A 19,143-nucleotide genomic window follows, 5' to 3' on the forward strand; every position below is an offset into this window, starting at 1 on the left:
ATCATCACGTAGACGTCCTTGGCTCCGATCGCCAGGACCGAGCACCTGCTCGATCGCATGGGCGGCCAGGCCGTTGGGCCGGTCGCCCGCGAGCGCGAGGGTGCCGTTCAGCCGCCCGAACGGCGCCCACGGCTGCGTAGACGAGCGCGCTCATGACGCGTCGGAGGGTGCCAGCACGATGTCGAACCTGACTCGTGACCAGTCCCCGTCCACCGGGCGGCCGTCGGGGGTCGGGGTGCCTGCGGGTTGACGTACGAAGTCCTTGACCAGTGACTCCTTCACGCGGAAGACGGTGTCTGTGCCGAGTAGTTCGTCACCGCGCACGAAGATGTGCGTCACCAGTCGGCGGGTGCCCGGCGCGGTCACCATGAAATGCAGGTGCGAGGCGCGCATGGGCGACCTGCCGGCCGCGGCGAGCATCCGGCCGACGGGGCCGTCGTGCGGAATCGGGTACGGCGTGGGCGTCACCGCCCAAAAGCGGTAGCCACCGTCCTCATCGGTGAAGAGATGGGCCCGCGCGGCCACACGGTCGTCGTCGTACTGCACGTCGTAGAAGCCGTCGTCGTCGGCCTCCCACACTTCGATGCGCGCGCCAGGTACGGGTTTGCCGTCGGTGTCGATGACGGTTCCCTCGACCCAGCATGGCTCCCCCTTGGCGCCGAAAGCGATGTCACCGCCGTTGTCGATGCGCGGGGAGCCCTCGACGAAGAACGGCCCGAAGACGGTGGCCTCCGTGGCATCGCCGTACGCCTCGTTGTTGATGGCGATGGTCTGCATCGAGGCGCCCAATACGTCGGAGAGCAGGATGAACTCCTGGCGCGTGTCGTCGGTGATGTGGCCCACCGCGGTGAGGAACTCGATGCCCGTGTTCCACTCTGCCTCGGTGAGCCGGACCTCGCGCAGGAAGGCGTGCAGATGGCTCACCAGCGAGCGGAGGATCTGGTCGAGCCGGGGGTTCTCGCAGTCGTCGAACGAGCGCAGTACGCGCTGGACGAGGTCGTCCTCGCGGGCACGCTGCTCGACGGAGAGTTCATGGGTGAGTGTCATCGGGACTCGCTTCCGTGGATCCTTGTGTGTGTTCACGACGGCACATCCCTCGCCTGGTCTGGAAAGGGCGTCGCCGCACCGCACGACCGCCTAGCTGGTGCTGATCGCGGCGCCGACGAGCTCCATCCCCGTGTCCCAGGCCCCCTTGCCCCTCAGCATCGTGCGTAGCTCGACGAAGAGGGAGCGGTGCTCGAATGCGAGGACGCCCACCAGTTGGTCATCGCGGCCGTAAAGGACGATCGAGCCATCGTCGGTCCGCCGGAGGAGAGTCCTCTCGTCTCTGCCGAGGAAACCGGCGAACTGTATCCGCACATCGTGCTGATCGGACCAGAAGTAGGGGACGGCGGCGCAGACCTCGGTGCTGCCGCCGACGACCGATCGCGCCGCGTTCAGCCCGGCGATGCGGCCGTGTTCGGCGGCGTTCGTCCAGTGCTCCAGTCTGATCTGGGTGCCGTAGCGAGGGTTGAACCAGCGGGCGACGTCGCCGGCCGCGAAGACGCCTTCGTGTGCCCTCAGAGTCGCGTCGCAGACGATGCCGTTGCGGAGGATGAGCCCGGACGACTCCAGCCATCCGGTCGAGGGCCGCGCTGCGCCACTGACGACGATCACGTCGGCCGGCACCTGTGCCCCGCTGCTCAGCCGCAGGAACCGGCCACGCCCGGCCTCGAGGACGTCGACGACCCCGTCACCGAAGTACTGCGGTACCCCTGCCACCTCGTGTAGGGCGGCGTACGACTCCGTCACGAACGCACCGAAACGGCCCAACGGCTGAGGAGAAACATCGATCAGCGAGACGGCGCGGCCGCTTCCCTTGAGGGCCGACGTCACCTCACCACCGATGAAGCCCGCTCCGACGACGGCGACGGACACCGATGTGCCGGCCAGCGCGGCACGAAGCGAGAGAAGGTCCTCCCATCGCCTGAGTGCGACAACCCTCGGTCGGCCGGCCAGCAGCGCGGGGACGACGGGGTCGCAGCCGCAGGCGAGAACGAGCGCTCCGAACGAGATGCTGCCCCTTTCCAGGTGAAGCTCCCGACAAGAGGCGTCAAGGCCGACTGCTCGGGTGCCCAGCCGGAAGTCCACGCCTTGGTCCCGCAGCCTGGCGACCGAGCGCAGACTCACCGCGTCGAGGCCCACCGGCTGGGTGAGCGCCGCCTTCGACAACGACGGACGGTCGTAAGGTGGATGCGCCTCTTCGCTGATCACCGTGATCGTGAGTTCTCGTGCGGCCTTTGCGACGGCTTCAGCCGCGCGCAGCCCGGCCACTGAGGCGCCGACGATGACGACGTCCCGGGACAGCGTGCCGCTCACTTCGGGGATGCCTCCGCCTTGGCCGCCCGGCGGCGTTCGCCGCCCGCCGGCTCGGTGGTGCAAGAGTTGAGCACGAGGTCTCCTCCGGTCGGTGAACCTAGTGCGTTCATCCTGCGGCGTCGGCTGCGTGATGTGAACGGGCGGATTCTTCAGGAGCTCTATGCAGCAGGCGTATCAGGTCACGCGGACAGGCGCGTGCTCATGGAACGGTGATGGGGAGGGGGACGTTCGCCTCGGCTTTCGGTCGTCCCTGCCTGACGGAAGAGGCCACGTACGGTGATGACAGTGACCCGGCGCTCGCGGCGGCTCAGTCGGCCCACTCGCCGATCTTCTCCGCGCCGAAGAGCTCGGCGAACCTTTCGGCGATGGGGGTCACGTCCCGTCCTTCCTCCACACGAGGCCCAGTGGCAGTTCAGGCCAGCCCTCAGCGACGGGAATCCGGTCCACGTCGGGCCGGTGGGCAGCCATCTCGTCGCTCATCACCGATACGCCGAGACCGCCTGCGACCCGAGTCGCCGCGGGCTGCACCCCCGGGACGGGGATGATCTTCGTGGGGCTCCCGCCCGCGGAGGCGAAGTTGGTCGTGCCGTGGCCAAGATCATCGTCTCGGGTGTCCGGGGCGTTCCCGGAACCGACGCCGGTGTCACCGCCGGCAAGGCCCACGGCGTCTACCCGCACGCGCTGACCCCGCTCGCCGAGTCGGGGCTGCCGACCCGTGACGTCCTGCGGTCCGCGACCACCGAGGCCGCTGAAGCGGTGGGCCGGGCCGGACGCAAGGGTGTCCTGCGCTCCTGCGCGGACGCCGACCTCCTCGTAGTCGGCAGTTCCCCGCTCGACGACATGTCCGCGGTCACCGATATCCGTGCGGTCTACGGGGCAGGCCACCAGGTCCGCTGTTCCCGCCGGGTGTCAGCGGCCATCGGCGTCGCCACCCGGCACTCATCACAGCCACCGACATCGAGGTCCTGAACGGCGACTACGATGCCCGCACGCTGGCCGGCTTTTGCGGCTAGGAGGTCGGCTGGGGCGAGCTCGGCCCGCGACTCGCCGATGAGATCACCGTACTGCTCGCCGCCAAGCAGACCTCCGTCCAAGAGCCCGTCGTGACGTGCCGACAGCGGCAAGTAGCCCCCTCACCGCTCTCCTGCCCGGAGCACGCGCGGGGCACCAGCCGGTGTCGCTCTCACGTACCCTGCCCACGAGCAGCCCATGTCGAGGTGATCACAACATGATTGAAGAAGTGAGATTCAAGAGCGTCGTCGGCCCCGAACTGGCCGGAGCGATCGACCTGCCGGACGGCGAGATCCGAGGCTGGGGAATCTTCGTCCACGGATTCACACTAGGCAAGAACTCGCCGGCCGCCTCGCGCGTCAGCAAGCAACTGGCACGCGAGGGGATCGGAATGCTGCGCTACGACTGTGAGGATGATCAGGTGCCGCTTCGAGCGGTGGCCTGACTCGCGCTACGACTGGCCTCGTGCCCTGAGTGTTGATCTGTCGGCCACCGCCCGGAGCGGTACCCTGATCTCGCTGGGCGGGCGGCAGGCGGGCCGCGTGGTTGCCCACCCGGACGGTTCGTACACGGTTTGTTATGTGACCGTGCACGGGGAGTCCGCAGCGCCCGGCCGGTGCGCAGGCACGTGACCAGTTCCCGCTTGAGCGCGCCACGGCCCTCGATGAACAGCGCCTGGTAGATCGCTTCGTGGCTGATGCGCATGGACTCATCATCGGGGAAGTCGGCATGGAGACGGTGCGAGATCTGCTCCGGGCTCCATGCCGTCGCCCATCGTCTGTCCTGGCGGTGCGGCTTGTTCAGCCCTTTCCATGCGGGCGTCCTGGGTCCGGGGACGATCGTGTTGTCGGGGCGGCGGACGCTGCCGGCGAGCCGATCCTGCACGTACTCACGCAACCTGTCGTTGTCTGTGAGCTTCGCGGTCTTCGGGCGCTTGGCGGCCTGCTGTGCTTTCCACTGGGCGACCGTCGCGCGGTACTCCTGCTTGCCGCTGCGCGTGGCGGCGTTGCGGCGCAGTTCGCGGGAGATCGTTCCGGGGTCACGCCCCAGGGCGCGGGCGATCTCGCGCACGCCCTTGTTCATCGCCCTGAGGATCGCGATCTCCTCGCGCTCCTCGAACGCGAGGTACCGGCCCGTGGGCTCGGCCAACGAGATCGGAGGCATGCCGCCAGCGTGACGAAACCACCTCGCACCCACCGGCCACGACACGCCGACCGCCAACGACGCCTCCACCGTCGTGACCCCCGTGGCGATCAGCCGCCAGAACTGGCGCTGCACGACTCGAGACGGATCAGGCCGCCCCGGCGAACGCATCGCCGGCCGCAACGCACGATCAGCGCGCCACTGCCGACGCCGACCCTCCGGAACATCGCTGGTCTTCAAACTCCAGTCCGCCGTGGCCACGTCGCACACCTCCGAGATCAAAGTGTTGCGACGACCAGTTGAATCCACCCTGGGCTCCGTGGTCGGTGTGCATGACCGCCCCGGAGAGGCTGCCGCGGGTCCGTTCGGCGGCGGACAGGGCGTCGGTGACGAGGTCGGTGCGCATGTGGTTTGCGATCGCCCAGCCGGCCAGGCGGCGTGAGGCGAGGTCGGTGCGCATGTGGTTTGCGATCGCCCAGCCGGCCAGGCGGCGTGAGGCGAGGTCGATGACGGTGGCCAAATACAGGAACTTCCCGCCGTCCAGCGGGAGATAGGTGATGTCGCCGACGTACTTCGTGTTCGGCTCGCTGGCCGTGAAGTCGCGGCCGATGAGGTCCGGGGCCTTCGCCGCGGCCGGGTCCGCAACAGTGGTGCGGTGTCTGCGGCGCAAGCGCACGCCCGCCAGACCGGCACCCCGCATCACCCGCGCTATCCGCTTGTGGTTGACGCGCTCGCCCGCCTCGCGGAGTTCGGCCGTGATCCTGGGGACGCCATAGGTGCCGTCCGACTCGCGGTGCACGGCCCGTATCCGGGCGGCGAGGCGGGCGTCGGCCGCCTGCCGGGCGGCCCGGTCCGCGGCCGTCCGACGCCAGTAGTAGAAGCTGGAGCGGGCGATGCCCAGGATGGTGCACAGCCGCTTCACGCCGTAGCGGCGGTGGTGGTCGGCGACGAACTGGAAGCGGTTCACCAGCGCGTCTCCCCGGCGAAATACTTCGCTGCCTTCCGCAGGATCTCGCGCTCTTCCTCCAGCTCACGGACCTTCTTCCGCAGAGCGGCGTTCTCCGCCTCCAACGGCGTCGGCGGCTCGGTCGGCACCTCCGCCCGGCGCCCCCGGGGCCGGCTCGCACCGGCTGCCCGGACCCAGTTGCGCAGGGTCTCGGGGTTGATCCCCAGATCGGCGGCGACCTGCCTGATCGTCACCTCGGGCCGCGACTGGTACAGCGCGACCGCGTCCGCCTTGAACTGCGGCGGATAGTTCTTCATGACCACGAGATGTCCGTTCTCAGATCCTCAGGATCCAGTGTCTCGTGTGTCCAGGATCAAGGGTCAAGGCCCGTCCCGCCAGCCCCCGGCTTCCTGGATCTCCCCGGCGTGGCTGCGGGCCGTCCCGTCCCGCTCCCCGTACTCCTTCAGGCACGACGGATCCGCGATCTCCAACTGCTCGGCCAGATATTCAGCCACCTCCGCCGGCACCTGCCGCGGGTCCGGCATGAACCGGCCCAAGTACCGCACGCTCGTGAGCTGGACCGCGTACCCGAGCCGATTGTGCGCACGCCGCTTGGCCTGCACCGCCTCCCGGTCCGCGTCGTCCAGAAAGAAGTACCGCTCCAACTCCGTACGGGACGGCGCCCCGACAAACGCGCCGTACTCAGCCTGCTCACCCGACAGAAACTCGACTGCCACAACAACCCTCCGAAGATCGACACCAGCGACCCACGAAGGCTCCGACACGCAATCACCCCAGGTCAAAGCGTCAATCAACGCCAAGAGGGCTTAGCGCACGATCTGACATGGATGTTCCTCAAGCCCCGGTCAGGCCGCTGTGGCTTGCTCTCGCTCGACGAGGATGCCGTTTTCGAACGTGGCGCCGGCGCGGACCAGGGCGACGAGGTGGGCGCCGGTGACCGCGCGCCAGCGGGCCTGGGCGGACTCGACGAGCTTGAACACCATCGCCAGGGCCGCGGCCGGGCTGCCGGCGCCGCGGGTGACCTTGGTGCGGAGTTTGACGGTGGAGAACGTCGATTCGATGGGGTTCGTGGTCCGCAGGTGAACTTCATTGGCGGCGTCCTCCACGAGTACGAACATGCGGCATGACCTGTACGGACGGGGATTCAGCAAGGCAACCCACGGTTGACATGATGATGTAGTCATGGTGTCATCGAGTCATGTTGTACAAGACTCCGGCGTTGGACGCCGACGACCGCCGCGTCCTGGCGGAGATCGAGGAGATGCGGCACAAGCTGCGGCATCAGCTGCGTGCGCAGCCACGGTGGTCGGGGCAGCTGCGGCGAAACCTGACGGCGCGGGCGATCGCCGGGTCGAACACGATCGAGGGCTACGCCGCGACCGTGGACGATGTCGAGGCGCTGATGGCCGGCGAGGAGCCGCTGGAGACCGCAGACCGTACCCGGGTGGAGCTGGAGGGCTACCAGCGTGCGATGACCTACATCCAGGCCCTGGCGGATGCCGGGCCGGAGTTCCGGTACGACGCGGGCCTGCTTGGCGGACTGCACTTCATGCTCCGGGGACACCACCTTGACAAGCGCCCAGGCCGCTGGAGGGACGGGCCGGTGTATGTCACCAGCCCCGACGACCCGCTCGTACCCGCCTACACCGCCCCCGATAGCGAACACGTGCCGGGGCTGGTGACGGAGCTGATCGACTGGCTCAATGACGGCGACCTGGACGCGCCCGTGCACGTGCGCGCATCGATGGCGCATCTGAACCTGGTCAACGTCCACCCGTGGAAAGACGGAAACGGGCGCATGTCCCGCGCCTTGTCCACGCTGGTGTTCGCCCGGGAGGCCGAGCAGATGCTGCCGCCGGAGTTCTCCAGCATCGAGGAGTGGCTGGGCCGCGGTCAGAACACCTACGCCTACTACCAAGTCCTCCAGCAGGTCGGTGGCCCGAAGTGGAGTCCCGGACGCGACACGCATCCGTGGATCCGGTTCTGCCTCGGCGCCCACCACCGCCAGGCCCAGCAGGCCCAGCGCCGCACCGACTTGCTTGCCCGCGCCTGGATCAACCTGGGCGAGGCCACCGCCGCTGACGGTCTGGACGAACGCGTTGTCTACGCCCTGCTTCCCGCCTTCTGGGGCTCAAAGGTACGCCGCACCGTCTACCAGCAGGACGCCGACCTTTCCGACCAGCAGGCCATCCGCGACATCCGCGATCTGGTCCGCATCGGCTGGCTGGCCCCACACGGTAAGGCCCGCGCCCGTCACTACGGCCCTGGTCCGCGCCTGGACGCCGCCCAACAGGAGGTCCGCCAGTCCTTGGAGCCGTTCGCCGACCCCTACCGGCGCAGCTGATCGTCGGTTTGCGCGACCGGTTCGCCGACGCAGCGGGTACGACCACCGTCCGGGTCCCTCCCACCTCCTTGCCGCTCGCTCACCGCCGACAGACGCAGCAGAGCGAACGCATGCGCCACGCACAGGCAGGCCAGTCGCATCAGCACGATCGATCATGCCGCCGCGGCCGTCGGCAATCACGCCAGAGCACCGACCCGAGCGGCCAGCGTCAAGATCCTATATACCCCGCGAAGCGGCGCCGGGACCGAGGGCGAGGAATGCAGCCTCCTCCGCGGTCGTCGCCCGAGGGGTGCGGTCGGCTTCGTGCCGTAGAGAGGGGGTGCCAGTGACCTCGGCCCACTGAGCAAAGGCACGGGCCTTGCGCTCGAGCAGTGTGGCGCGGAGCGCCAGGTCAGGTTCCGTGTGCTGCTGGTAGGCGCGGAACGCATCCCCGAGGTCGATGAGTTCTTCGCGCAGCGCATCGGGCTGCGGGTTGTCGGGGACGATTCGCTGCGCGATCTTCCCTCTCTTCCTCGTCCCCTGGGATGTCCCACAGGCGGCGATAGAAGCACCCCCCGGCAAACAGTGACAGGAATGTGAGACGCGATCCCCCACATGGAGCAAAAAGAGCGCCTCTGACCTGGGCATTAAACTTGATCACTAGAATCTGCATCCGATTCTGCCCTTGCCCGTCCTGGAATGCCCGGTGTGCGGGGCTTGCGAGGTACGCCTACCGTGTCTCGCATGGGTGCAGCGGTGGAACTGGAGGCGGGCGGCCGGACCGTACGGCTGTCCAGCCCGGACAAGGTCTTCTTTCCCGAGCGCGGCTTCACCAAGCTGGACCTCGCCCGCTACTACCAGGCCGTCGGTCCCGGCATCCTGCGCGCCCTGCGCGACCGCCCCACCACCCTGGAGCGCTACCCGGACGGTGTGGCAGGCGAGTCCTTCTTCCAGAAACGGGCGCCCAAGAACATGCCCGACTGGATCCCCACCGCCCACATCACCTTCCCCAGCGGCCGCAGCGCCGACGAGATGTGCCCCACCGAGGAGGCCGCCGTGCTGTGGGCCGCCCAGTTCGGCACGCTCACCTTCCACCCCTGGCCGGTGCGCCGCGGCGACGTCGACCGCCCGGACGAACTGCGCCTCGACCTCGACCCGCAGCCCGGCACCGACTACGACGACGCCGTCCGCGCCGCCCACGAACTGCGCGCCGTCCTCGACGAGTTCGGGGGACTGCGCGGCTGGCCCAAGACCTCCGGCGGCCGGGGCCTGCACGTCTTCGTCCCCATCGAGCCGCGCTGGACCTTCACCCAGGTGCGGCGCGCCGCGATCGCGGTCGGGCGGGAGATGGAACGCCGGATGCCGGACCACGTGACCATCAAGTGGTGGAAGGAGGAGCGGGGCGCCCGCATCTTCGTCGACTACAACCAGACGGCCCGGGACCGCACCATCGCCTCCGCGTACTCGGTACGGCCGCGCCCGCACGCGCCGGTGTCGGCGCCCCTGCGCTGGGAGGAGGTCGGCACCGCCCGTCCCCGGGACTTCGACATCGCGACCATGCCCGCGCGGTTCGCCGAACTCGGCGACGTGCACGCGGACATGGACGACCACCGCTTCTCCCTGGAAGCGCTGCTCGACCTCGCCCGCCGCGACGAGCACGACCACGGGCTGGGCGACCTGCCGTACCCGCCCGAGTATCCGAAGATGCCGGGGGAGCCCCTACGGGTCCAGCCGAGCAGGGCGAAGAAGGGGGCACCCCTGGCGGCGGACCCGCCCGAGGCACCCCCTTCGGGGCCTACAGCTCCTTGACGCGGATGTCCCGGTACGAGACCACGTCCGTGGTTCCGTGCACCTGGAGCCCGATGTAACCGGAGGCGAACCGTCGCCCGTCCGTGCCCGGGTCGTCCGAGCGGGCCGGGGTGAAGTCCTGACCGCCGACGTTGTCGAACTCGTTGATCAGCACACCGTTGCGGTAGACCGAGTAGTGCTGGTCGACCACCCGGATCTCGTAGTCGTTCCAGGTGCCCTTCTGGGTGACGCCGGCACCGGCGAGCCCCACCCGGTCGAAGCCGTAGACCGACCCCGTCTTGTACATGTCGCCGTCGGGACGGTCGAACACCTGCACCTCGTGCCCGTACTTGATGGCGGCCCACTCCGGCCGCGACTCCTCCGGGTGGTCGAGGACCCACGGGAACCGCACGAACACACCGGAGTTGGCGTTGCCGGTGCCCGGAGCGTCATCACGCCACTGGAGCTTGAGCGAGAAGTCGCCGTACCTGCGCTCCGGGAACCACAGCATGCCCAGCCCGTCCCGCGTGGTGCCCGAGGTGATCGACCCGTCCGGGTTCTGCGCGAACGAACCGCCGCCGACCTGCTGCCACTTGGCGAAGGACTCCGCCGTGCCGTCCAGGATCGTGCGGTATCCCTCGGTCTGGCCGGGCTTGCCGAGCCCCGAGTCGCGGGCCGCCTGCTGGATCGCGTCGTACTCGCGCTGGTCGAGTGCCCCCTCCTTGAGCAGCTTGTCCAGGACGGTCTTCACATGCTTGAGGAACAGCGCGTGGGACGTCCACTCCTTCTCGTCCTCGACCAACTCGCCTATCCGGCAACGATTGTTGGTCACCCGGTTGCGCACACCCGAGTCGACCGTACCGACGATCACCGTCAACCGCTCGTCGAACTCGGGGCAGTTGGGAGCGGGCACTGAGCCACCGGCCACCACCATGAAGCTCACCGTGCGGGCGGCGGAGGTGTTGCCGGCCTTGTCGCTCGCCCGGTACGCCACGGTGTGGGCACCCACGCGATCGACCACCACGGGAGCCGTGTACGCCAGGTACGGTCCGGCGTCGAGCGAGTACTCGATCCGGTCGACCCCCGAACCGCCCTCGTCCGTCGCGCTCACGGTCACCTTGGCGCTGCGGACGTACGCCCCGCCGGAGTTGCGCGTGCCGTCGACGGACACGCCCGTCACCGGCGCAGTGGAGTCCTGCGGGGCCGCCGCGACCACCGTGAACTGCACGCTCTTCTCGGCGGACACGTTGCCCGCCTTGTCGGTGGCCCGGTAGCGGACGGTGTGGGCGCCGACCTGGTGCACCATCACGGGGGCGGTGTACGGCTGCCAGACACCGGACCCGACCGCGTACTCGACGGTGTTGACCCCGGAGCCGGTGTCGGAGGCGCTGACGGTGACCGTGGCCATGTCGACGTAGGTCCCGTCGGCGTTCCGCTCACCGCTCACCGTCGCCGAGGTCTCCGGCGCCGTCGTGTCGTCGGAGGACGGCGCGACGACCGTGAACTCGACGCTCTTCTCCGCCGACACGTTGCCGGCCTTGTCCGTGGCCCGGTAGCGGACTCTGTGACTGCCGACCTGGTCGACGACGACGGGCGTGGTGTACGGCAGCCACTCACCCGTGTCACCGACCGCGTACTGGACGGCGTCGACACCCGAGCCGCCCTCGTCCGTCGCGCTGACCGCCACGCTCGCCGAGCCGACGTACTCGCCCTGCGTGTTCTGCGCCCCGGTGACCTGCGCGGCCGTCGCCGGCGGTGTGGTGTCCTCGCCGCCGCCCTCGGTCACCACGAGGATGCCCTGCATCTGACCGTGGCCGGGGATCGTGCAGTGGTAGAAGTAGCGGCCCGGGGTGAGGGTGACCTCCGCGGTGTAGCGGCCGCCCTGGGCGTCGTTCGGGTTGGCGAGGATGTTCAGCTGGACGTCGCTGTTGAACTCGGGGTCCGACGTCGCGAAAGTCAACGTGTGCGGCATCCCGATGGTGTTGCCGGTGGCCACGCTGTTCTCGAAGACGATCGTCGCCGCGCCCGCCACCGCCGTCACCGGCGCGGAGGTGTACTTGGTGATGTCGTCGCCGGCCGTCCAGGTGAGGACCTGGGCCGCGGCCTGCTCCTGGGACTGCCGGGTCTGCCCCGCCGCGGGCAGCGCCTGCAGCCCGAGCATCACCAGCAGCGCGGCCAGCACAGCCATGAAGATTCTTCGTCTGCGTGTCACTGCGTCCCCCTCGCCAGCTGATCGGCGGCCGGAGTGGGCCCGCCGCCCGTGTAAGTGACCCGCCACAGCGCCGACTTGGCGTCCGAGGTGAAGAAGCCGCGGCCGTAGTCGAGGACGTACAGCGCGCCGTCCGGACCGAACTTCCAGTCCATGAGGTTCTTGATGCCGTCGTTGCCGATCGGCACGATCTTCTTCAGGGACTCCGAGTGGACCGGCAGACCGCCGTCACCGTGCGTCTTCGGGTCGGTGATCACGGCGTCGCGCGGTCGGTCGGCGTCGTAGAAGTCGCCGACGAACCACTTGCCGTCCCAGTAGGCGGGCCACTTCGTCGCGCTGGTGCTCGCCGCGTCGTAGCGGTAGACCGGCCCGTTCATCGCGGCCTGTCCGCCGCCCTTGAGCCACGGCAGCAGATAGCGGGCCTCCTCCTGCTTGTACGAGGGGATGCCGTTCGCGTCACGCGGGAAGTCGGGTGCGCCGCCCTGGGGCGAGTACCAGATGTTGTTCCCGGTGACCGGCGGCACGTTGACCAGACCGTCGTTGTTCGGCGACTCGTTCTTCGGGTGGTCGCAGTCGTACCAGCCCAGCGGCTTCGACGGGTCCGGCAGATTGCGGTCCCGGTAGGGCTGCTTGTTGCCCATGCAGTACGGCCAGCCTCGGTTGCTCGCCTTGGTGATCACGGCGAAGGTGTCGTACTTGGCGGGGCCCCAGGTCGTCGACGGCGCGCTCGCGTCCGGGCCGACCCAGCCCGCGTACAGGGTGTCCGTCTGCTTGTCGACGGAGATGCGCGCCGGGTTGCGGACGCCCATCACATAGATCTCACCGCGCGTCTTGCCGCCGCCCTCGTCGGTCTCCCTGCCGGTGAAGAGGTTCCCGTCGGGCAGCGTGTACGTGCCGTCGGGCTCCGGGTGGATGCGCAGGATCTTGCCGTTGAGGTTGTTGGTGTTGCCGGCCGTGCGGCGCGCGTCGGCGAAGGAGACGCCCTTGTAGTTGGGCTGCGGGTTGTTGCCGGAGTAACCGTCGCTGAAGCCGCTGGAGTTGTTGTCGCCCGTGGCGATGTACAGGTTGCCCTTGGAGTCCCAAGCCATCCCGCCGCCCGAGTGGCAGCAGCTGTGCACCTGCACCGGCCACTTGAGCAGCACCTTCTCGCTGCTCAGGTCCAGCTTGTTGGTGGCGAGGTCGAAGGTGAACCGGGAGACGCGCCGCTCGGCCATCCGGGTGTCGCGGTTGAGCCCGGAGTGGGGCGTGTAGTGCAGGTACACCCAGCCGTTCTGCTCGAAGCGCGGGTCGAGCTCGATGCCGAGCAGCCCCTCCTCGACCTTGACCAGCTCGTCGCCGCCGCCCTTGTTGCCGAAGACCGTCAACTCGCCGGCCGGCGTGACCTTCTTGGTCTTCGGGTCGTAGACATGGATCTGGCCCTTGCCCTTGCCGATGTCCGGGTTGTTCCAGTCGGTGATGACGGGCTGGGAGGAGTCGGCGCCGCCCCGGCCGATATAGAACACCCGGCCGTCGGGCGCGGTGACCAGGCCGTGCGGCTCGCCGATCTGGTCGTTCAGCCCGGGTTTGTTTGGCTGGGTGAGCCGCTCCGCCTTGTAGTTGCCGTTGATCGTCGCCTTGCAGTCGGCCTGCGCCAGCCGGGTGGTCCACAGCAGCGCGCCGCGCAGGTGGGCACGGAAGTCCGTCTCGTCGTACGACGACGCCGTACCGCCCATGCCGGTGTAGAAGGAGCGCCCGCCGTCGTAGTCACGGCACCAACTCACCGGATGATCGGCGCCGTTGGCGCTCGCACCCGGTTGGTACGTCGACTCGCGCACCCGGGCCACGGTGTGCACGTCGCCCGAGGGGTTCTTGGCCCAGTTGAACCACTGGTCGGGGCGCTTCCACTGGACCGGCAGGTCCTTGCCGGCCGGGTGCTTCCGGTCTCCGACCTCAACCGTCGCTCGCTGTACGGCGGTTGGGCTGGAGGTGGCCGGGCGGGCGCCGACCAGTCCGGTGAACCAGTCCGAGTACGGCTCCGCGCGGGCCGCGTCATGGAGGCCGACGAAACCGCCGCCGGCCTCCATGTAGGCCTCCAGGCCCGCCTCCTGCTCCGGGTCGAGTACGTCTCCGCCGCCGGTCAGGAACACGATCGAGTTGAAGCGGCCCAGTCTCGTCTCGTCGGTGAAGACCGAGGCGTCGCTCGTCGCCTCCACCTTGTAGCGCTGGTTCGCCGGACCGGTCAGCCCGATCTTCTCGATCGCCTCGATCCCGGCGTTCACGACGGGGGACTCGTCCCCGGCCGCCGCGGATCCGTGGAAGATCAGTACGCGTACGTTCGAGCCACCGGGCGGTGACTTCGCGGACATCGTTGTCAGGGGCGGCTCCGGGTCCGGGCGCGCGTTGGCGCTCGGTCCCGACAGCAGTCCGGCGGCGACGGCCCCGGTGGCCACCGTGGCCACCCAGGCCCGTCTTCTGGTGTTTCTCGCGCCTGCGGTACTCAACCCTCGTAAGTGCATGGGCGCCTCCTCCGTCACGGCCACAGCGCCAAGGAAGCTAGACCCGTTTGCGCGGCTCGCCCATACCTATGACCGGAAAAGCACGAACTTTGTCCTGAATGTGGATAAACTGCCGCGAGGCCGCTACGGTCGCACAGGTTCATCACAGGCACTGCTCCGCAAGTTCCGTCTCACGGTGGGGAGTTCCGCATGGACAGACGTCGCTTCAACCAGCGGGTGCTGCTGGGCGGCGCAGTCGCCGCGACATCGTTGTCCCTCACGCCCGAGGTGGCGAGTGCCGGCTTACCGGCTTCGACCGCCCCGGCAGGGGGCGAGGTCAGACACATCAAGCTGTACGCCGAGAAGTTGGCCGACGGGCAGTTGGGCTACGGCCTGGCGAAGGGGAAGGCGACAGTCCCCGGACCGCTCATCGAGATCAACGAGGGCGACACGCTGCACATCGAGTTCGAGAACACCCTCGACGTGGCGGCGAGCCTGCATGTGCACGGCATGGACTACGAGATCACCAGTGACGGCACGAAGCTGAACAAGAGCCACGTCGAGCCGGGCGGCACCCGCACCTACACCTGGCGCACCCATGCGCCGGGCCGGCGCGCGGACGGCACCTGGCGGGAGGGCAGCGCGGGCTACTGGCACTACCACGACCACGTCGTGGGGACGGACCACGGGACCGGTGGTATCCGCAAGGGTCTCTACGGGCCGGTGATCGTCCGCCGCCAGGGCGACGTGCTGCCGGACATGACCCACACGATCGTCTTCAACGACATGATGATCAACAACAAGTTCGCCCACTCCGGCCCGAACTTCGAGGCCACGGTGGGTGATCGGGTCGAGTTCGTGATGATCACGCACGGCGAGTTCTACCACACCTTCCACATGCACGGTCATCGCTGGGCGGACAACCGCACGGGCCTGCTCACCGGGCCCGACGACCCCAGCCGGGTCGTCGACAACAAGATCGTGGGACCCGCCGACTCCTTCGGCTTCCAGCTGATCGCGGGGGAGGGTGTCGGAGCGGGCGCGTGGATGTACCACTGCCATGTCCAGAGCCACGCCGACATGGGGATGGTGGGGCTGTTCCTGGTGAAGAAGAAGGACGGCACGATTCCGGGGTACGAGCAGCACGACCATGGCTGACGGCTCTCGGCCAAGCGGACGCGGTGCTCGGGCCGGCGTGTCCGCGAGGCCCTTCCGGTAGCCTCGAGAGCGCTCTCACGCCGGTGCTGCGGCCGGGACTATCCTGAGCGGCACCCACCGACGAGGAGCCGCAAGTGACCGAGACCGTGCCGCGCCCGACGCTGGAGGCCGTGGCCGCACTGGCCGGGGTCTCGCGGGCCACCGTCTCCCGTGTGGTCAACGGCGCTGACGGGGTGCGGGAACCGCTGGTCGAGCGGGTCCGGCGGGCGGTCGAGGAGCTCGGGTACGTTCCCAACCAGGCAGCCCGCAGCCTGGTGACGAACCGCCACGACGCGATCGCCGTGGTCGTCGCAGAACCGGAGACCCGGGTCTTCGCCGACCCCTTCTTCGCCCTGCAACTGCGCGGCATCAGCAAGGAGTTGACGGTCCACGACAACCAGCTGGTGCTGCTGCTCACCGAGGGCCGCGACGACCACGCCCGGGTCGGCCGCTATCTCGCCGGCGGCCATGTCGACGGGGCTCTGGTGTTCTCGCTGCACCTCGACGATCCGCTGCCCGGACTGATCCGCCGGGCCGGCGTCCCGACCGTCTTCGGAGGCCGCCCCGGCTGGGACGACGGCAGCGGCGACGGCGTGGTGTACGTCGACAGCGACAACCGGGGTGGCGCCCGCAAGGCCGTATGTCATCTCGTCGGTCTCGGGCGCACCCGCGTCGCCCACATCACCGGCCCCCTGGACCAGACATCGGCGGCGGACCGGCTCGACGGGTTCCGGGACGTCGTGCCCGACAGCGACCCGCGGCTCGTCGTGAACGGCGACTTCACGCCGGCCGGCGGTGAGCGGGCGATGCGGGAACTCCTCGACCGCCGGCCCGACGTGGACGCCGTGTTCGCCGCCAACGACCTCACCGCCGCCGGGGCCCTGCGGGTGCTGCGCGACCGGGGGCGGAGGGTGCCCGACGACGTGGCCGTGATCGGCTTCGACGACATGCTGCCCGTCGCCGAACAGACCGATCCGCCGCTCACGACGGTCCGTCAGGACATCGAGGAGATGGGCCGGTTGATGGCCCGGTCGTTGCTGCGCGGCCTCGGCCACCGCACCACCGCGCAGGAGGGCGACACGCCGGCCGGTGTCGTCCTGCCGACGACACTGGTTCGCCGCGCCTCGGCGTGACCCCCGGCCGGCGCCGCCACCCCTACTGCTGCCGGGGCGGCGAGCTCTTGATCACCGCGAAGCGGGCGCCGTACGGGTCGGCGAGTTCGGCGATCCGGCCGACATCCTCCAGGTCGGTCGCCGGCAGGCGGACCGTGCCGCCCTCGTGTTGCGCCGTGCTGACCGCTCTGTCCGTGTCCGGGACCTCGAAGTACGGCAGCCAGGTCCCGGACGTCGCGCTGGTCGGGTCGTCCTCCAGCGGGACCATGCCGCCGAACATGGCCTCCGGCTCGGTCCCCCGCGGGTGGACGGTGGTGTAGGTGCCCCCGGCGAAGGTGACGGCCGAGGTCTCCCAGCCGAACAACGCGTTGTAGAACCCGGCCGCCGCCGGCAGATCCCGCGTGTACAGCTCCAGCCAGCACAGCGAACCAGGGTCCCGTACGACGTCCAGGCCCTTGTTGGCCGCGGGCTGCCAGATGCCGAACGCGACCCCCGCCTGGTCGGCGAGGATCGCCACGCGGCCCTGGTCCATGACGTCCGTCGGCTGCATGAGCACCGAGCCGTGCGCCTGCTCGGCCGCCTTCGCGGTCGCGTCCGCGTCCGGTGTCTGGAAGTACACGGTCCAGGAGGGCGGGCCCTGTTCCGGGGTGGTCTGCATACCGCCCGCCGCTGTGCTGCCGTCGAGCTGGAAGAAGCCGTAGCCGCCGGCCTCGGGTCCGCCCGGCCTGAACCGCCAGCCGAACAGGCCGGCGTAGAAGGAGGAGGCGCCGTCGATGTCGGGTGTGCCGAGATCGAGCCAGTTCGGAGCGCCGGTGACATAACGGGTGGTGAGCATCGCTGCCCTCCTTTGAAGGGTCCCGTTGCCTGCACTGCCGAGTCTCGCACCGCCCACTGACAACCGCTCGGGGTTCAGCGGACGCGATCGGGCACCCTGGGTGACCGGCCGATCTCGGCTTGTCGTACCGCGTTCCGCGCGCCGCCGTGCGCCGGGGTGCCCGGCGGGGTCATCATCGGTCGGCCGGAGGTCGTGGACGCGGCGTTGATCCCGCGTTGATGGAATGTTTTTCGCCGCCCGGCACGATCTCGCCCATGCACATCGACACCATCACCCCGGCCGATTCCACCTGGCAGACCCAGGCGCTGTGCGCGCAGACCGGCGCGGCGTTCTTCTTCCCCGAGCCGGGCAGCTCGGTAAGCGAGGCGAAGCGCATCTGCGGCATGTGCGAGATGCGCTCCGCGTGCCTGGAGTACGCGCTGGTGAACGACGAGCGCTTCGGCGTGTGGGGCGGCCTGTCGGAGAAGGAACGGCTGCACCTCAGGCGCAGCACCCGACCGTGACCGGCCGACGTCGCGTGCGCCCGCGGGGTTCCTGCGACGATCCGGCCCGCGGCTCTCGTACGAACCGGCTCTCGCACGGCCCCGGCACTCGTACGACCCCGCACGCGGCGGGACGTGGTGCCGGGTCGGTCTCGCCCGCGCCCGGCAGACCGAAGGGCCCTCGTACGGCCATGCCGTGAGGGCCCCGTCGGGCAGCAAGCGGGTCGTCAGGCGTTCGCGCGGGCCGCCATCCGCTCCTTGCGCGCCGCCAGCTTCGCGTCGAACTTCGACGCCTCCGCGTCCAGGCCGCTCATGTACAGGCCGAGTTCCTCCTGCGCCTTGAGGCCCTCCGGGCCGAGCCCGTCGATCTCCAGGACCTTCAGGAAGCGCAGCACGGGCTGGATCACGTCGTCGTGGTGGATGCGCATGTTGTAGATCTCGCCGATCGCCATCTGCGCGGCGGCCCGCTCGAAGCCGGGCATGCCGTGGCCGGGCATGCGGAAGTTCACGATCACGTCGCGGACCGCCTGCATCGTCAGGTCGGGCGCGAGCTCGAAGGCCGCCTTCAGCAGGTTCCGGTAGAAGACCATGTGCAGGTTCTCGTCGGTCGCGATGCGCGCCAGCATGCGGTCGCACACCGGGTCGCCGGACTGGTGACCGGTGTTGCGGTGCGAGACACGCGTCGCCAGCTCCTGGAAGGCGACGTAGGCCACCGAGTGCAGCATCGAGTGCCGGTTGTCCGACTCGAAGCCCTCGGCCATGTGGGCCATGCGGAACTGCTCCAGCTGGTCCGGGTCGACCGCACGCGAGGTGAGCAGGTAGTCGCGCATCACGATGCCGTGCCGGCCCTCCTCCGCGGTCCAGCGGTGCACCCAGGTGCCCCAGGCACCGTCACGGCCGAAGAGCGAGGCGATCTCGTGGTGGTAGCTCGGCAGGTTGTCCTCGGTGAGCAGGTTCACGACCAGCGCGATGCGGCCGATCTCGGTCACCTTGGACTGCTCCTTCTCCCAGGCCTGGCCGTCCTCGAAGATGCCGGGGAAGTTGCGGCCGTCGCTGAACGGCACGTACTCGTGGGGCATCCAGTCCTTGGCGACGTTCAGGTGCCGGTTGAGCTCCTGCTCGACGACTTCCTCCAGCGCGTACAGCAGCCGGGCGTCGGTCCAGGCCGAGGACGAGCTGCCGAGGTGAGGGGAAGTGATCGTCACGGGTACTCCAGGGGACGTGGAACAAGTTCGGAAGCGTCC

General features: G+C 69.2%; 12 protein-coding genes and 6 pseudogenes. 8 read left to right on the forward strand and 10 right to left on the reverse strand.

What is annotated here, in order from left to right; translation table 11 throughout:
* Positions 1-150: 150 nt before the first annotated feature.
* Positions 151-1,047, reverse strand: coding sequence for an intradiol ring-cleavage dioxygenase (locus tag OHA64_RS40700; RefSeq protein ID WP_405622118.1), 897 nt, complete (start codon positions 1,045-1,047; stop codon positions 151-153).
* A 90-nt stretch (positions 1,048-1,137) separates the two neighbouring features.
* Entirely contained in the window at positions 1,138-2,358 is a 1,221-nt protein-coding gene (locus tag OHA64_RS40705; RefSeq protein ID WP_405622120.1) for an NAD(P)/FAD-dependent oxidoreductase, read from the reverse strand.
* 279 nt (positions 2,359-2,637) lie between these two features.
* On the opposite strand from OHA64_RS40705, the pseudogene OHA64_RS40710 reads away from it, so the two are divergent.
* The 3 genes and pseudogenes from OHA64_RS40710 to OHA64_RS40720 all read left to right on the forward strand — a co-directional run.
* A pseudogene (locus OHA64_RS40710) lies at positions 2,638-3,204 on the forward strand (amidohydrolase family protein); the annotation flags it as partial.
* 57 nt (positions 3,205-3,261) lie between these two features.
* A pseudogene (locus OHA64_RS40715) lies at positions 3,262-3,452 on the forward strand (FMN-binding glutamate synthase family protein); the annotation flags it as partial.
* A 134-nt stretch (positions 3,453-3,586) separates the two neighbouring features.
* Positions 3,587-3,814, forward strand: coding sequence for a hypothetical protein (locus tag OHA64_RS40720; protein ID WP_405622122.1), 228 nt, complete (start codon positions 3,587-3,589; stop codon positions 3,812-3,814).
* 125 nt (positions 3,815-3,939) lie between these two features.
* Here OHA64_RS40720 and OHA64_RS40725 read toward each other — a convergent pair.
* From OHA64_RS40725 to OHA64_RS40740, 4 pseudogenes are all read right to left on the reverse strand, one after another.
* Positions 3,940-4,533, reverse strand: a pseudogene (locus OHA64_RS40725) (transposase); the annotation flags it as partial.
* Between the two features lie 292 nt (positions 4,534-4,825).
* Positions 4,826-5,781: pseudogene (locus OHA64_RS40730) on the reverse strand (IS3 family transposase); the annotation flags it as partial.
* Positions 5,782-5,847: 66 nt separating this feature from the next.
* A pseudogene (locus OHA64_RS40735) lies at positions 5,848-6,195 on the reverse strand (DUF4158 domain-containing protein); the annotation flags it as partial.
* Between the two features lie 129 nt (positions 6,196-6,324).
* A pseudogene (locus tag OHA64_RS40740) lies at positions 6,325-6,576 on the reverse strand (IS256 family transposase); the annotation flags it as partial.
* A gap of 101 nt (positions 6,577-6,677) precedes the next feature.
* On the opposite strand from OHA64_RS40740, the gene OHA64_RS40745 reads away from it, so the two are divergent.
* Positions 6,678-7,823 carry a Fic family protein gene (locus OHA64_RS40745; RefSeq protein ID WP_405622124.1) on the forward strand — a complete coding sequence of 382 codons (1,146 nt, stop codon included), beginning with the start codon at positions 6,678-6,680 and terminating at the stop codon, positions 7,821-7,823.
* A gap of 723 nt (positions 7,824-8,546) precedes the next feature.
* Positions 8,547-9,611, forward strand: a complete 1,065-nt coding sequence (gene ligD, locus OHA64_RS40750) for a non-homologous end-joining DNA ligase (RefSeq protein WP_405622126.1) — start codon at positions 8,547-8,549, stop codon at positions 9,609-9,611.
* Here ligD and OHA64_RS40755 read toward each other — a convergent pair.
* Complete coding sequence (locus tag OHA64_RS40755) at positions 9,598-11,778, reverse strand: OmpL47-type beta-barrel domain-containing protein (protein WP_405622128.1); 2,181 nt, start codon at positions 11,776-11,778, stop codon at positions 9,598-9,600. The genes ligD and OHA64_RS40755 overlap by 14 nt on opposite strands.
* A 20-nt stretch (positions 11,779-11,798) precedes the next feature.
* Positions 11,799-14,294 carry a ThuA domain-containing protein gene (locus OHA64_RS40760; protein WP_405622130.1) on the reverse strand — a complete coding sequence of 832 codons (2,496 nt, stop codon included), beginning with the start codon at positions 14,292-14,294 and terminating at the stop codon, positions 11,799-11,801.
* A 189-nt stretch (positions 14,295-14,483) separates the two neighbouring features.
* Between OHA64_RS40760 and OHA64_RS40765 the strand changes: the two genes are divergently transcribed.
* Together OHA64_RS40765 and OHA64_RS40770 are read left to right on the forward strand one after the other, a co-directional pair.
* Positions 14,484-15,431 carry a multicopper oxidase domain-containing protein gene (locus OHA64_RS40765; protein WP_405622132.1) on the forward strand — a complete coding sequence of 316 codons (948 nt, stop codon included), beginning with the start codon at positions 14,484-14,486 and terminating at the stop codon, positions 15,429-15,431.
* 134 nt (positions 15,432-15,565) lie between these two features.
* Positions 15,566-16,603, forward strand: a complete 1,038-nt coding sequence (locus OHA64_RS40770; protein ID WP_405622134.1) for a LacI family DNA-binding transcriptional regulator — start codon at positions 15,566-15,568, stop codon at positions 16,601-16,603.
* Positions 16,604-16,625: 22 nt separating this feature from the next.
* Here the strand turns inward: OHA64_RS40770 and OHA64_RS40775 are convergent, their stop codons facing one another.
* Positions 16,626-17,417, reverse strand: coding sequence for a VOC family protein (locus OHA64_RS40775; protein ID WP_405622136.1), 792 nt, complete (start codon positions 17,415-17,417; stop codon positions 16,626-16,628).
* 254 nt (positions 17,418-17,671) lie between these two features.
* Here OHA64_RS40775 and OHA64_RS40780 point away from each other — a divergent pair, with 254 nt between their 5' ends.
* Complete coding sequence (locus OHA64_RS40780; protein WP_405622138.1) at positions 17,672-17,920, forward strand: WhiB family transcriptional regulator; 249 nt, start codon at positions 17,672-17,674, stop codon at positions 17,918-17,920.
* A 206-nt stretch (positions 17,921-18,126) separates the two neighbouring features.
* On the opposite strand, the gene OHA64_RS40785 is transcribed toward OHA64_RS40780, so the two are convergent.
* The gene (locus OHA64_RS40785; protein ID WP_405622140.1) at positions 18,127-19,104 is read right to left on the reverse strand and encodes an acyl-ACP desaturase; all 978 of its coding nucleotides are present in this window, start codon (positions 19,102-19,104) and stop codon (positions 18,127-18,129) included.
* Positions 19,105-19,143: the final 39 nt, after the last annotated feature.

The organism is Streptomyces sp. NBC_00076 (assembly GCF_045041235.1).
GTDB lineage: Bacteria > Actinomycetota > Actinomycetes > Streptomycetales > Streptomycetaceae > Streptomyces.

Coding starts and splice junctions, on each gene's coding strand:
- OHA64_RS40700 (WP_405622118.1), bottom strand. CDS start 1,047: ATGACACTCACCCATGAACTCTCCGTCGAGCAGCGTGCCCGCGAGGAC.
- OHA64_RS40720 (WP_405622122.1), top strand. CDS start 3,587: ATGATTGAAGAAGTGAGATTCAAGAGCGTCGTCGGCCCCGAACTGGCC.
- OHA64_RS40745 (WP_405622124.1), top strand. CDS start 6,678: ATGTTGTACAAGACTCCGGCGTTGGACGCCGACGACCGCCGCGTCCTG.
- ligD (WP_405622126.1), top strand. CDS start 8,547: ATGGGTGCAGCGGTGGAACTGGAGGCGGGCGGCCGGACCGTACGGCTG.
- OHA64_RS40755 (WP_405622128.1), bottom strand. CDS start 11,778: ATGGCTGTGCTGGCCGCGCTGCTGGTGATGCTCGGGCTGCAGGCGCTG.
- OHA64_RS40760 (WP_405622130.1), bottom strand. CDS start 14,294: ATGCACTTACGAGGGTTGAGTACCGCAGGCGCGAGAAACACCAGAAGA.
- OHA64_RS40765 (WP_405622132.1), top strand. CDS start 14,484: ATGGACAGACGTCGCTTCAACCAGCGGGTGCTGCTGGGCGGCGCAGTC.
- OHA64_RS40775 (WP_405622136.1), bottom strand. CDS start 17,417: ATGCTCACCACCCGTTATGTCACCGGCGCTCCGAACTGGCTCGATCTC.
- OHA64_RS40780 (WP_405622138.1), top strand. CDS start 17,672: ATGCACATCGACACCATCACCCCGGCCGATTCCACCTGGCAGACCCAG.